Source organism: Burkholderia alba (assembly GCF_034721475.1).
Lineage (GTDB): Bacteria > Pseudomonadota > Gammaproteobacteria > Burkholderiales > Burkholderiaceae > Burkholderia > Burkholderia alba.
In genome coordinates this window covers 80,078-94,598 of sequence record NZ_JAWJWL010000022.1, presented here as the reverse complement: position 1 = coordinate 94,598, position 14,521 = coordinate 80,078, and the positions used below count along the sequence as shown (strand labels likewise).

General features: G+C 65.6%; 8 protein-coding genes and 2 pseudogenes. 4 read left to right on the top strand and 6 right to left on the bottom strand.

What is annotated here, in order from left to right:
* Window positions 1-18 precede the first annotated feature (18 nt).
* From RZR99_RS23600 to RZR99_RS23590, 3 genes and pseudogenes are all read left to right on the top strand, one after another.
* Window positions 19-813 (top strand): ABC transporter substrate-binding protein, encoded by a 795-nt coding sequence (locus tag RZR99_RS23600; RefSeq protein WP_323122191.1) that lies wholly within the window; start codon window positions 19-21, stop codon window positions 811-813.
* Window positions 814-1,031: 218 nt separating this feature from the next.
* Window positions 1,032-2,339 (top strand): EAL and HDOD domain-containing protein, encoded by a 1,308-nt coding sequence (locus tag RZR99_RS23595; protein ID WP_323122190.1) that lies wholly within the window; start codon window positions 1,032-1,034, stop codon window positions 2,337-2,339.
* 75 nt (window positions 2,340-2,414) lie between these two features.
* Window positions 2,415-2,504: pseudogene (locus RZR99_RS23590) on the top strand (ion transporter); the annotation flags it as partial.
* Between the two features lie 550 nt (window positions 2,505-3,054).
* Here RZR99_RS23590 and RZR99_RS33360 read toward each other — a convergent pair.
* From RZR99_RS33360 to cdpA, 3 genes and pseudogenes are all read right to left on the bottom strand, one after another.
* A pseudogene (locus RZR99_RS33360) lies at window positions 3,055-3,129 on the bottom strand (ion transporter); the annotation flags it as partial.
* A gap of 72 nt (window positions 3,130-3,201) precedes the next feature.
* On the bottom strand, window positions 3,202-4,650 hold the full coding sequence (locus RZR99_RS23585; protein ID WP_323122189.1) for an HDOD domain-containing protein: 1,449 nt from the start codon (window positions 4,648-4,650) through the stop codon (window positions 3,202-3,204).
* A gap of 34 nt (window positions 4,651-4,684) precedes the next feature.
* The gene (gene cdpA / locus RZR99_RS23580; RefSeq protein WP_323122188.1) at window positions 4,685-6,433 is read right to left on the bottom strand and encodes a cyclic di-GMP phosphodiesterase CdpA; all 1,749 of its coding nucleotides are present in this window, start codon (window positions 6,431-6,433) and stop codon (window positions 4,685-4,687) included.
* A gap of 267 nt (window positions 6,434-6,700) precedes the next feature.
* Here cdpA and RZR99_RS23575 point away from each other — a divergent pair, with 267 nt between their 5' ends.
* Entirely contained in the window at window positions 6,701-7,246 is a 546-nt protein-coding gene (locus RZR99_RS23575; protein ID WP_323122187.1) for a peroxiredoxin, read from the top strand.
* 42 nt (window positions 7,247-7,288) lie between these two features.
* Here the strand turns inward: RZR99_RS23575 and RZR99_RS23570 are convergent, their stop codons facing one another.
* From RZR99_RS23570 to RZR99_RS23560, 3 genes are all read right to left on the bottom strand, one after another.
* On the bottom strand, window positions 7,289-7,918 hold the full coding sequence (locus RZR99_RS23570) for an SDR family oxidoreductase (protein WP_323122186.1): 630 nt from the start codon (window positions 7,916-7,918) through the stop codon (window positions 7,289-7,291).
* Window positions 7,919-8,118: 200 nt separating this feature from the next.
* The gene (locus RZR99_RS23565; RefSeq protein ID WP_323122185.1) at window positions 8,119-11,403 is read right to left on the bottom strand and encodes an efflux RND transporter permease subunit; all 3,285 of its coding nucleotides are present in this window, start codon (window positions 11,401-11,403) and stop codon (window positions 8,119-8,121) included.
* Window positions 11,404-14,517: an MdtB/MuxB family multidrug efflux RND transporter permease subunit gene (locus tag RZR99_RS23560; protein ID WP_323122184.1), complete on the bottom strand. Its 3,114-nt coding sequence runs from the start codon at window positions 14,515-14,517 to the stop codon at window positions 11,404-11,406.
* Window positions 14,518-14,521 lie beyond the last annotated feature (4 nt).

The following is a 14,521-nucleotide window of genomic DNA, read 5'->3' as shown; positions in this document are numbered from 1 at the left end:
ATCGAGGAGAAACCCCTGATGAAGTTGAACTGGCGAAAGATGGCCGCGCATGCGGTGGTGACGGCCACGGCCCTGGCGGCGGGCAGCGCGTTCGCTGCGGATCTGAAGGAAGTGCGTTTCGGCGTCGAGGCGTCGTATGCGCCGTTCGAGTACAAGACGCCGGACGGCAAGCTGGCCGGTTTCGACGTGGATATCGGCAATGCCGTGTGCGCGAAGCTGAAGGTGAAGTGCGTGTGGGTGGAGAACGCGTTCGACGGCCTGATCCCGGCGTTGCAGGCGCGCAAGTTCGATGCGATCAACTCCGACATGACGATCACCGAGCAGCGCCAGAAGGCGATCGACTTTACCGATCCGATCTACTCGATCCCGAACCAGCTGATCGCGAAGAAGGGCAGCGGCCTGCTGCCGACGCCCGCGTCGTTGAAGGGCAAGCGCGTCGGCGTGCTGCAGGGCACGATCCAGGAAGCGTATGCGAAGAAGCGCTGGGCGCCGGCGGGTGTGGAGGTCGTGCCGTACCAGACGCAGGATCTCGCCTATGAGGACCTGAAGTCGGGTCGTCTCGACGCAACGTTCCAGGATTCCGAAGCGGGCGCGAAGGGCTTCCTGACGAAGCCGCAGGGCGCGGGTTTTGCGTTCGCGGGCGGCTTCGTGACCGACACCGAGATTCTCGGTTCGGGCGTGGGCTTCGGGCTGCGCAAGGGCGACGCGCAGTTGAAGAACGCGCTGAACCAGGCGCTCAAGGAACTGAAGGCCGACGGTACGATCGACGGCTTCGCGAAGAAGTACTTCAGCGTACCCGTCACGCTGAAGTAATCCGCTCGCGGCCGTGCGCCGCGCGCAGATTCCCCAACCGGCCGCGTCAGCGGCCGGTTTTGCTTTGGGCGATCAAATCCAGAGGGATTCGTGAGGGACAGTCGTCGAATTGCCGGTGTATCATCAGCCGCTTAAATATTGAGATAAGAATGGCGACCCGTCGGAGTCGCCACGGCCGGAAATAAAGTACGAGAAATCAGCAACCGGGGAATAGTGAGATGGAGAACAGGACCGTGCCGGGCGTCGATGCGCCGGACGGAGCGGACGGCGCGGCCGATCGAGCGGCCGCGGGGGGGCAGGCACTGCTGCTGGGCAGGCAGCCGCTGGTCGATCGCGACGGGCTGCTGTGCGGATTCGAGCTGGGCGTGCGTGATGGCGGGGGGCTCTGGCCCGACGCGCTGGTTGCCGGGTTGCGCGACGCCGGAGTGCGCGCGGCGCTGGGTGGACACAAGGCGCTGATCGATGCATCGCGGCCACTGCTTTTTGCCGATGCTTTGTTCGAACTGGCGCCGGAGCGCTACATGTTCGAGTTGCCCCCGGAGCTTGAGGTCGATGCGGATCTGATTGCGCGGTTGGTGACGCTGCATCGGCGGCGTTATCGGTTCGTGCTTGATCGGGTGTCGGATCCGGGGCCGTCGTTTGCGAAGCTGCTGCCTTACGCGGAGGCGGTGAAGATCGATGTGGGGCAGGGTTCGGAGGCATTGCTGAGGAAGCTGGTCGATGCGTTGAAGACGGCGAACAAGAAGCTGATCGCGTTGAACGTCGAGACGCCGGAGCGTTTCGAGCAGGCGAAGGCGCTGGGTTTCGTGCAGTTCCAGGGGTACTTCTTTGCGCATCGGCATGTGAGTCCGGCACGCCGGGTGAGTGCGCCGCGTCATGCGTTGCTGAATCTGATGCAGTTGCTGGCGACCGATCCGAATGTCGCGCAGTTGGAGGCCGAGTTGAAGTTGAATCCGGTGCTCGTGATGCATTTGATGCGGCTCGCGAATACCGGCGAGGCGGGTTTCGGGCGACAGGCCACGACGCTGCGGGAAGCGATCGCGGCGACGGGGACCAACCGGATCGCGCGCTGGACGCAGATCCTGCTCTATGCGGATGGTCGCAAGGTGGCGCTGGAGAACGATCCGCTCGTGCAACTGGCGGCGACGCGGGCGCGCTTCATGGAGCTGGCGGCGGTCGCGTTGCCGGACGCGGATCGGCGCACGGTGGAAGCGGCGTTTCTGGTGGGGGCGCTGTCGCTGATCGATGCGGTGTTCGGGGATCCGATCGCCGTGACGCTCGACGATCTGACCGTGTCGCCGACAGTGCGGGCCGCGATTCTCGATCGCGAAGGCGTGTTGGGGGCGTTGCTCGATGTGATCGTCGGGATGGAGCGAGGCGACTGGCCCGCAGTGGATGACGGGTGCGCTCGGCTGGGCGGATGGCCGGCCGGTGACGCCGTCAAGGTCACGCTCAAAGCCGCGGCATGGGCCGCTAGTGCGGACTATACGATGGATACCGTGGGGCTCGGGAGGTTTGCGGACTGAGCGGTCCTGGGCGCTTTTTTTGGGTTGGTGTCGGTGGGTCTTGGGTTTGGTGTTGTGGTCGTTGAGCTTGTTTTCGTGTCGGTCTATCAGCGTCGCCCCTCCCCGGGGCAGGGGTCACTTTTCTTTGTCTTGCCAAAGAAAAGTAACCAAAAGAAAGGCGCTTTTCTGATCCGAGCTTAAGGTGCCCTCATCACACTGACTGGCCCAGCACCTAAGTGTCCACCACGATGAGAACGCGGATAGGCGCGCGCAGGCACCGTGACATCGCACCACGGTACAAAGTGGTATGCCGCCAGTTAGCTCCATCCTCGCAAGCTCGGACATCGGGCACATCACCCACGCGCGAATGAACGGTGTTGGCATATCAACTTCTCGACCTCGATGAACTTCAATGGTTATCCGGCAGGTATATCTTTACTGTTGAGATTGCTTGATCCACATGTAGAAACGCCCGCACTCATTGCTGAAATGCGGGCGTTTCTATTTGAGTAAATGCTTGGAATATGTCGAAATAGGTGTGATCTACACCAGACATCTTGAGCGGGCGATAAACCCATCGTCCGAGCTTGCGAGGATGGAGCTAACTGGCGGCATACCACTCCGCTTCGTGGTGCGATGCCTCAGTGCCTGCGCGCGCCTATCCGCGTTCTCATCGTGGTGGACACTTAGGTGCTGGGCCAGTTCGTTTTATGAGGGCACCTTAAGCTTGGATCAGAAAAGCGCCTTTCTTTTGGTTACTTTTCTTTGGCAAGACAAAGAAAAGTGACCCCTGCCCCGGGGAGGGGCGACGCTAATAGACCGACACGAAAACAAGTTCAACGAACGGCAAACCAAGCTCAACAAACGGCACAGGAAACCCACCTCACCCCATCGCCCCGCGAAAAAACCTCCCTAATTCCATAGCGAGTTCATTGAGAACCGCCATTTCCTGTTGAGAGATCTTGCGCGCGGGCTGCGCACCTGCCCAATCGCCATAGAGGAGGGCCACAGCTTGCTGCTCGACGCGCACCGGCAACAGGACGAACGCCCGTGCGTCGTCGAACGCTTCCCGATACCACCCGGGCAGCCGTTTCAGCATCTTCGGCTCATGGGCATGTTCGATGAAGATCCCCACTGAATTGCTGATCGCCAGATGAAACACATCCGGCTCGAACGCTTCGTGGAACCCCAGCCGCCCCAGCGCGGCATCGACTCCCGACCCGAACCCGAGCCGGCCCGCGAACACCCCGTCGTCGCGCCGCACGAACATCACGGTCCGCGTGAACGCCAATCCCGCCAGCACGCTTTCCGACGCCAGCGCCAGCACCGGCCCCAGCACATGCTCGGACGGCAGCGCCCGCAAATCGGCCAGCCCCGCTTCCAAACACGCCTCCGGGCTCGTCGCCGCCCGCGCAATCGCATCCGCGTTCGCCCGCAACTCGACAATCTCCCGCATCATCGTGTCGCTTGCCTCCTCGCGCGCCAGCGCCGCCGCCATCCCGGCCAGCACGTCCGGCTCGATGTCGATCGCATCGCCGAACCGGTGCGCGAGCGCGGCAATCCGCGCGTCGCGCTGCGCACCCGCCGGCGCGGTCAGCACGGCCGCCATGTCCGTCGAACAGTGGCTCACCGCACGCAACCACCGCACGTCGCCCGAGACGTCGTCGTCCTCGTCGTAGCGCGTCATCCCGGCCCGGATCATCTCCGGCAGCCGCCGGCGCGCCGCCGCCTCGAGCCCGATCTCCTCGAAACCCACCCCCAGCACATCGCCGCAAGCGGCTTCCTCGTCACCGTCCAGCTCGGCGGCACGCCGGTGTATCTCGTCCCACTCGCCGTCGAGATAGCACACGACGAGCAGCTTGCCGACCTGGCGCATCAGCGTGCAGACGACCGCTTCCTCGCCCGCGCGCAAATCCGCCTGCGCCGTGAGCTTGCGCGCCACGCAGCCCGCCAGCAGCGCGCGGTTCAGTTCGAGCTTCGCCTCGATGCGTCGCGGCGCGCTCTGGTGAAAGTGATCGACGAGCTTCAGCCCGACCACCAGATGGCCGACCGCGTCCATGCCGAGCACCATCAGCGCCCGCGTCACGGTCGTGATGTTGCCGCCGAACGCCATGTACATCGCCGAATTGGCGAGCCGCAGCACTTTCTGGGTCAACGCGAAATCCGATAGCACGACACGCACCAGCGCCGTGAAATCCAGATCGTCGTTCTTCATGGCGGCCATCGTCGCGCGCAAGGATTCCGACAGCAGCGGGAAATCGCCTCGCTCGTTCATCCGCGCCCAGAGCTTGTCGAGCAGCGCTGTCTTGGGCATGTGTTCGGTGATAGACATTCGAATCAGTGAATAAAATAGCCGGCCGCGCCGGTCACGCCGCCTCGTGCAAGCGGAGTTCCTGTGCCTCGAAGCGCTGCGCCAGTTCCTCCGACGGCAACGCCTGGCATACGAGCCAGCCCTGAATATGGTTGCAGCCCATCTCGGTCAGCAGCACGCGCTGCGCCTCGGTCTCGACGCCCTCGGCGACGAGTTCGAGATCCAGCGTCTGCGCAAGGCCGACGACAGCCGACACAATCGCGCGGTCATTTCGCGACGTCAACAGGTTCTCGACGAAACTGCGATCGATTTTCAGTTTCGCCAGCGGAAAACGCTGCAGGTACGCCAGGCTCGAATACCCCGTACCGAAATCGTCGACCGCGAAACGGATGCCGAGATCGGTCACTTCCTCGAGCAACGCCTTGGCATGCGACGGATCGTGCATCAACAAACTCTCGGTGATCTCGAGCACGATGCGGCGCGGATCGATGCCGGTCAGCGCGATCGCATCCCGCACGCTCTGCGTGAAACGCGGATCCCGGAACTGCTGCGGCGACACGTTGACCGCCACGTACTGCAACGCAATGCCCTGCCGGTCCCACGACACCAACTGCATGCACGCGGCCTTCAGCACCCAGTTGCCCAGATAGTTGATCAGGCCGATCGACTCCGCGAGCGGGATGAAGGTCGCGGGCGGCACCAGCCCATGCACGGGGTGGTGCCAGCGGATCAGCGCCTCGACGCCGACCACGCCGCCCGTATGGCTCTTCGTGATCGGCTGGAAGTGCAGCGAAAACTCGCCGTTGCGCACGCCGTCGTACAGATCCGCCTCGAGCTTCAGCCGCTCGGCATCGGCCGGGTCGTCGGCCGGCAGATGGAAGGCCAGCGCGTTGCCGCCCGCGGCCTTCGCCTGCGTGAGCGCATGATCCGCGCGGCGCAGCAGCGGGCTGTGATGCTGCGCCCGCTTCGACACATAACGCTCGTCCGGGTAGAGCGCAATGCCGATGCTGGCCGAAAGATGCACCGGCTGTCCTTCGTAGACGTAAGGCTGCTGGACCGCCGTCTGCAGCCGCCGGGCCAGCGATTCGGCCGCATCGGCAGCCTTCGCGCGGGTCGGCGACGTGAACACGATCGCGAACTTGTCGCTCGCCACCCGCGCGAGCCGCTCGCGGTGCGACATCATCCCCTGCAGCCGCTGCGCGGTGTCGCGCAGCAGCGCGTCGCCGGCATCGTAGCCGAGCGCGCGGTTGATCCGTTGGTAATCGTCGAGATCGAGCAACAGCAGCGCCGCGCAGGTGCCGTCGTCGTCCGCGATCCGCTGCGCATGCATCAGCGCGGGAATCAGCGCCGACAGATTGTCGAGCCCCGTCATCGGATCGTGATGCAGCTCGTAGGTCAGCCGCGCCTCGATCGCGCGCCATGCCGATACGTCGAACGCCGCGATCGCATACCCCTCGATACCCTGATGGCGGCTCCGCACCGCCCGCACCTCGACGTCGAGCGGGTAGGTGAGCGACTTGACGATGCAGAGCGTCGACTTCTCGACCGTGCCGCTTTGGGACGCGCGCGCAAGCAACGCATCGAGCGTCGCGGTATCCTGATCGGGAATCAGGTCGCGCAGGGTCAGGGTGCGCAGGTAGTCGCGGTGATAGCCGATAAAGCGCAGGCTCGCATCCGATACGTACAGAAAGCGCAGGTCGCGATCGACATGCGCCAGAAAATCGACCGCGCCCACGGTTTGCTCCAACCAACTGCGCACGGTATCGTCGTCGCGCGGCGCGCCGGAGCCGGCGCGAGCGGGCATCAACGCACCGCCTGACCAGGCGAGGCGGCGGAGCGTGTGAAGGGCGGTGCGCCAGGAGCCCTTGCGGGGCATCTTGTTCCTGTTGGCTTCCATGTTTCTCGCTGGCGTGAAAAGGCTGGAACCGGTTGTCCGGACGCAATAACGGCGTTTTGTGCCGATTCTTTAGCGTTGAGAAGGAAAGCGGCGCCCGGAAGGACGGGGCGTTCGGGATGCGAACGTTGGACGGCTCGCGGATCGAGCCTGACTTTATGGGAAATGAGGACTCAAATGAAGCGAAAACTTTCGATGGGCGCGGCGGCGGTGCTGCTTGCATTCCATGCACTGACGGCCCAGGCGGTCCTGAAGCCGGGCGACGCGGCGCCGGATTTCAATACCGATGCGTCGCTGGGCGGTAAGACTTACACCTACTCGCTCGCCGCCGCGTTGAAGCAAGGGCCGGTCGTGCTGTATTTCTACCCGGCGGCCTTCACGAAGGGCTGCACGGTCGAGGCGCATGCGTTCGCCGATGCGGTCGATACCTACAAGCACTATGGCGCGACGGTGATCGGCGTGTCGGCGGACAACATCGCCACGCTGACCAAATTCTCGGTGAGCGAGTGCCGCAGCAAATTCCCGGTCGCGGCGGATCCGGACGCGAAGATCATCAAGGACTATGACGCGAAGCTGCCGATGGTCGACAAGGCGAACCGGGTGTCCTACGTGATTTCGCCCGAAGGGAAGATCCTGTACGAGTACACGAGCATGTCGCCCGACAAGCACGTCGAGAATACGCTGGATGCGGTGAAGGCGTGGGCCGCCGCGCACAAGCAGTAAGCGGTCTCATGCGGAAGCCGGCGGCCGCGGCCGGCCACCCCGTCAGGCGCGCAGCGCCTGCTCGATCGGGGTGCTGCCGCCGACGAAGCCGATCGTCTTGCGCGACACGCCGAGCTTGATCGCTTCGATGGCGGCCCAGGCCACGTCCTGGCGGGCGACGGGCGCGGGATTGTCCGGCCGCTCGTCGGCGAGCGCGATCTTGCCGATGCCGGGGCTGTCCGACAGCGGCCCCGGGCGCAGGATCACGTAGTCGACGCCCGACGCGATGACCCGGTCGTCGCCCTCGCGCTTCATCCGGGAATAGTGGCGCAGCGTGTCGGGGCCGCGTTCCGGGTGGTATGCGGACAGCGAACTGATCACGACGAGCTTCTGCACGTTGTTCGACTTCACGTAGTCGGCCGCGCGCGCGACCGCGTCGCGGTCGATCTGCTCCTCTTGCGTCACGCCTTCCGATTCGGCCGATCCGGCCGCGTAGATCGCATGGGTGATGCCCTTGAACGCGGCGGAGAAATCGCCGGTGAGGTCGGCCACGACGACCTTCGCGCCGGGCAGCACGTAGTCCGGCTGGCGAACCAGCGCCGTCACCTCGAAATCCTGCTGCTTGAGCAGCAGGTCCGCGAGCGCGACGCCCGTGCGACCCGTCGCGCCGATCAGCAATACCTTCATCGACATGAACCCACTCCTTGCGTAGCGCTGCGTCAACCTGGTTTCCCATTCAACATGGGGACTGACGACGAGCCTACAAGTGTATGCCGAATCGCGGGGCTTTCGGTGACGCCAGGATGAGATTGGGATGGCGGTCCGGAACCACTTCCCGGTCCGCCGCGCGCCGCCGTTCGGGCGGGCGCGCGGCGGGCCGGGCGGCCGGCGCCTTACTCGCCGCCCGCGCCGGCCGGGCGGGCCGGCGGCGTGCCGCCGCGCCTGCGGTTTTCCCAGCGGACGCGGAGCCGGTCCATGTACAGATAGACCACCGGCGTGGTGTAGAGCGTGAGCATCTGGGACACGATGAGGCCGCCCGCGATCGCGATCCCGAGCGGCGCGCGCAGCTCGGCGCCGTCGCCGCTGCCGAACGCGAGCGGCAGCGCGCCGAGCAGGGCGGCCATGGTCGTCATCATGATCGGCCTGAACCGCAGCAGGCAGGCTTCGTGGATCGCATCGAACGACGATTTGCCTTGCCGCGACGCGTCGATCGCGAAGTCGACCATCATGATCGCGTTCTTCTTCACGATACCGATCAGCAGGATCACGCCGATCAGCGCGATGATGCTGAACTCGGTCTTGAAGAGCAGCAGGCCGAGCAGCGCGCCGACGCCCGCCGACGGCAGCGTCGACAGGATCGTGACCGGATGGATGTAGCTCTCGTACAGCACGCCGAGCACGATGTACACCGCCGCGAGCGCGGCGAGGATCAGGATCGGCTGATCCTTCAGCGATTGCTGGAACGCCTGCGCGGTGCCCTGGAAGCTGCCCTGGATCGTCGGCGGCACGCCGATCTCGGCCATCGTCTGGTAGATGATCTGGGTGGCCTGCGACAGCGATACGCCGGGCGGCAGGTTGAACGAGATCGTGGTCGCGACGAACAGGCCCTGATGGTTGACGGCGAGCGGCGTCGTGCTCGGGCCGAAGGTCGCGATCGCGGACAGCGGCACCATCGTCGATTGCGAGGTCGACACCGCCGCGCCCGACGACGCGCTCGACTTGCCGCTCGACGCGATCGAGTTGAGCGCCTGGTTGCGCGCGGAATCGGCCGCGATCGACGCGGCGCTGGTCGTGCCCGTTCCGGCCGTGTAGGTACCGGCCGCGGCGTTGGTGCCCTGGGTGCCGCTCGCGCTGCCGCCCGTCGTGCTGATGTACACCTGGTTCAGCATTTCCGGCTGCTGCCAGTATTGCGGTGCGACTTCCATCACGACGTGGTATTGGTTGAGCGGGTTGTAGATCGTCGACACCTGGCGCTGGCCGAACGCGTCGTACAGCGTGTTGTCGATCTGCGCCGGCGTGATGCCGAGCCGCGCGGCCGTCGCCCGGTCGATCGTCACCATCGATTCGAGGCCGCCCTGCTGCTGGTCGGAGTTGACGTCGGCCAGCTCGGGCCGCGCCTGCAATGCCTCGGTCAGCAGCGGTGCCCACTTGTACAGATCGGCCGTCGAATCGCCGAGCAGCGTGAACTGGTATTGCGCGTTGCTCTGCCGGCCGCCCACCCGGATGTCCTGGGCCGCCTGCAGGAACGTGCGGGCGCCCGCCACGTCGGACAGCTGCGGCCGCAGCTGCTGGATCACCTGGTCGGCCGTGAGCTTGCGCTCGCTCTTGTCCTTCAGCGCGACGAACATGAAGCCGGAATTGGTCTGCGCGCCGCCCGTGAAGCCGGCGACGCTCGCGACGTTCTTGTTCGCCTGCACGATCCGCATCATGTCCGAGAACTTGACCTTCATCGCCTGGAACGACGTCGACTGGTCGGCCTGGATGCCGCCTATCAGGAGGCCCGTGTCCTGCTGCGGGAAGAAGCCCTTCGGCACGACGATGTAAAGGAAGATGTTCAGGCCGATGGTGGCGAGCAGCACGACCAGGATCGTGCGCGGATGGCGCAGCGCCCACGACAGCGTGTGTTCGTAGCCGCGCTGCAGCTTCTCGAACATCCGTTCGAGCCAGCGCGCGAACCGGCCTTCGTCGCGCTTGTCGTGCGCCTCGGGCAGCAGGCGCGCGCACATCATCGGCGTGAGCGTCAGCGATACGACGAGCGACACGCCGATCGCGAGCGACAGCGTCAGCGCGAACTCCCGGAACAGCCGCCCGACGATGCCGCCCATCAGCAGGATCGGCAGGAATACCGCGACCAGCGACAGGCTGATCGACAGCACCGTGAAACCCACCTCGCGCGCGCCGTCGAACGCGGCCTGCAGCCGCGGCGTGCCGTTCTCGATATGGCGGGAGATGTTTTCCAGCACGACGATCGCGTCGTCGACGACGAAGCCCGTCGCGACGATCAGCGCCATCAGCGACAGGTTGTCGATCGAGAAGCCGAGCAGATACATCGCGCCGAACGTGCCGACGATCGAGATCGGCACCGCGATGCTCGGGATCAGCGTCGCGCGCCAGTTGCGCAGGAACAGGAACACCACCATCACGACCAGGCCGACCGCGATCAGCAGCGTGTGCTCGGTGTCGCGCAGCGACGCCCGGATCGTGGTCGAGCGGTCGAGCACCGGCGTGACCTGGATGTCGGCGGGCAGCGACGCCGCCAGCTGCGGCAGCGCCTCGCGCACCCGGTCGATGGTCTCGATGATGTTCGCGCCGGGCGAGCGGTACAGGATCACCAGCACCGCGCGCTGGCCGTTCGACAGACCGAGATTGCGCAGATCCTCGACGGAATCGACCACCGTCGACACGTCCGACAGGCTGACCGCCGCGCTGTTGCGGTAGGCGATCACCAGATCCTTGTACTGCGATGCCTGCGACGCCTGGTCGTTGGTGTACAGCTGGTAGTGGTTCTGGCCGAACTCGATCGCGCCCTTCGGGCTGTTCGCGTTCGCCGACGAGAGCGCGGCGCGCACGTCCTCGAAGCCGATGCCGTAGTGGAACAGCGCGTGCGGCTCCAGTTCGATGCGCACGGCCGGGTTCGCCGACCCGCTCACGCTGACCTGGCCGATCCCGTCGATCTGCGACAGCGACTGCTGCAGCACCGTCGACGCGGCGTCGTAGAGCTTCGCCGGCGACGCGGTCTTCGACGTCAGCGACACGATCATGATCGGCGAATCGGCCGGGTTGACCTTGCGGTAGGTCGGATTGCTCTTGAGGCTCGCGGGCAGGTCGGCGCGCGCGGCGTTGATCGCGGCCTGCACGTCGCGCGCCGCGCCGTCGATGTCGCGGTCGAGCCCGAACTGCAGCGTGATGCGCGCATTGCCGACCGAGCTGGACGACGTCATCTCGGTGACGTCCGCGATCGAGCCGAGATGCCGTTCGAGCGGGCTCGTCACGCTGGTCGCGACGGTTTCCGGGCTTGCGCCCGGCAGCGACGCCTGCACCGAGATGGTCGGGAAGTCCACCTGCGGCAGCGGCGAGACCGGCAGCTTGATGAAGGCGAACAGCCCGGCGAGCGCGATGCCCAGCGCGAGCAGCGTGGTCGCGACGGGGCGGGTGATGAACGGACGCGACAGGTTCATTTACGCGTCCGGATGCGCGGCGGCGGCCGGGCCGTCGCGGTGGAACAGGCCACGGACGCGGCGCGCCAGCGAGTCGAAGCCGAGATAGATCACGGGCGTCGTGAACAGCGTCAGCACCTGGGACACGATCAGCCCGCCCGCGATCGCGATCCCGAGCGGCTGGCGCAGCTCGGAGCCGGAGCCCGAGCCGACGATCAGCGGCACCGCGCCGAGCAGCGCGGCGAGCGTCGTCATCAGGATCGGCCGGAAGCGCAGCAGGCAGGCCTGGTAGATCGCGTCGCGCGGCGATTTGCCCTCGACCCGTTCCGCCTCGAGCGCGAAGTCGATCATCATGATCGCGTTCTTCTTCACGATGCCGATCAGCAGCACGATGCCGATGATCCCGATGATGTCGAGGTCGTGTCCGGTGATCATCAGCGCGAGCAGCGCGCCGACGCCCGCCGACGGCAGCGTCGACAGGATCGTGATCGGGTGGATGTAGCTCTCGTACAGCACGCCGAGCACGATGTACATCGTGACGATCGCGGCGAGGATCAGGAACAGCTGGTTCGACAGCGATGCCTGGAACGCCAGCGCCGCGCCCTGGAAGCGGGTCTGGAACGACGCGGGCAGGCCGATCTCCTTCTCGGCCGCCTGGATGGCCTTGACCGCCTCGCCGAGCGATGCGCCCGGCGCGAGGTTGAACGATACCGTCGTGGCGGGGAACTGGCTCAGATGCGTGACGAGGAGCGGCGACGGCCGTTCGTGGAACGTCGCGATCGACGACAGCGGCACCTGTCCGCCCCCCGCCGACGGCAGGTAGATGCCGTTCAGGGAATCGGTGTAGTGCTGCATCTGCGGCTCGGATTCGAGAATCACGCGGTACTGGTTCGACTGCGTGAAGATCGTCGACACGATGCGCTGACCGTACGCGTCGTACAGCGCGTTGTCGACCGTCGCGGGCGTGATGCCGAAGCGCGCGGCGGTCGCGCGATCGATCTCGATGTAGACCGACTGGCCGCTTTCCTGCAGGTCGGTCGCGACGTCGGCGAGCGACGGCTCCTTCTTCAGCCGGTCGACGAGCTTCGGCACCCAGGTCGAGAATTCGTCCGCGTTCGGGTCGGTGAGCATGAACTGGTACTGCGTCGGGCTGACCGTCGAATCGATCGTCAGATCCTGCACCGGCTGCATGTAGAGGGAGATGCCGGGAATGTGCGCGACCTGCTGCTGCAGCGCGCGGATGATCTCGCTCGCCGATTCGCTGCGCGCGTCCCGCGGCTTGAGGTTGATCAGCATCCGGCCGCTGTTGAGCGTGATGTTCGAACCGTCGACGCCGATGAACGACGTGAGGCTCTCGACGTTCTCGTTCTTCAGGATCTCGGCGGCCAGCTGCTGCTGTCGCTCCGCCATCGACTGATAGGACACCGATTGCGGCGCCTGCGTGATCGCCTGGATCACGCCGGTGTCCTGCACCGGGAAGAAGCCCTTCGGGACCAGCACGTAGAGGAGACCCGTGAGGACCAGCGTCAGCACCGCGACGACGAGCGTCGAGCGCCGCCGGTTCAGCACCCATTCGAGCGCGACGCCGTAGCGCGCGATCACCTTGTCGATCACCGCGTGGACCTTGCTCTCGAAGCGGTGGCTCTCGAGCGGCGGCGTATGGCGCAGCAGCTTCGCGCACAGCATCGGCACGAGCGTCAGCGACACGATCGCTGAGATCACGATGGTCACGGCGAGCGTGATCGCGAACTCGTGGAACAGCCGGCCGACCACGTCGCCCATGAACAGCAGCGGGATCAGCACGGCGATCAGCGACACCGTCAGCGAGATGATCGTGAAGCCGATCTGCTTCGAGCCTTTCAGCGCCGCCTCGAGCGGCGTGTCGCCTTCCTCGACGTAGCGCGCGATGTTCTCGATCATCACGATCGCGTCGTCGACGACGAAGCCGGTCGCGATGGTGAGGGCCATCAGCGACAGGTTGTTCAGCGAGAAACCCGACAGGTACATTACCGCGAGCGTGCCGATCAGCGACAGCGGCACCGACAGGCTCGGAATGATGGTCGCGTAGATATTGGCGAGGAACAGGTACATCACCAGCACGACCAGCCCGACCGCGAGCGCCAGTTCGAACTGCACGTCGCGCACGGCGGCGCGGATCATCGTCGTGCGGTCGGTGACGATCTGCACGTCGAGCGACGCGGGCAGCGATTCCTGCAGCTTGGGCAGGATCGCCTTGATGCTGTCGACCGTCTGGATCACGTTGGCGCCCGGCTGGCGCTGCACGTTCAGGATGATCGCGGGCTCCGCGTCGACCCACGCGCCGAGCTTGGTGTTCTCGGAGCCGGCGACGACCTTCGCGACGTCGGTCAGCATCACCGGCCGGCCGTTCTTGTAGGCGACCACGGCGTCGTTGTACTGGTCGGCGCTCGTCAGCTGGTCGTTCGCGTTGATCGTGTACGCGCGGGTCGGGCCGTCGAAATTGCCCTTCGGCGTGTTGACGTTGAGGTTCGAGATCGTCGTGCGCAGGTCGTCGAGGTTCAGGCCGTACGACGCGAGCGCGAGCGGGTTCGCCTGGATCCGCACCGCGGGCCGGTTGCCGCCGGACAGGCTGACGAGCCCGACGCCCGACACCTGCGAGATCTTCATCGCGAGGCGGGTGTCGGTGAGATCCTGCACCTGCGTGAGCGGCAGCGTCTTCGACGTGACGGCGAGCGTGAGCACCGGCGCGTCGGCCGGATTCACCTTCGCGTAGATCGGCGGCGCGGGCAGGTCGGACGGCAGCAGGTTGCCGGCCGCGTTGATCGCGGCCTGCACTTCCTGCTCGGCGATGTCGAGCGGCAGGTCGAGGCTGAACTGCAGCGTGATCACCGACGCGCCGGCCGAGCTTTGCGACGACATCTGGTTGAGCGACGGCATCTGTCCGAACTGACGCTCGAGCGGCGCGGTGACGGACGAGGTCATCACCTCGGGGCTCGCGCCCGGATAGAAGGTCTGGACCTGGATCGTCGGATAGTCGACTTCGGGGAGGGCGGCGAGCGGCAGGAAGCGCAGCGCGACCAGCCCGGCCAGCATGATGGCCGCCATCAGCAGCGCGGTGCCGACCGGGCGGAGAATAAAGACGCGGGACGGATTCATCGCG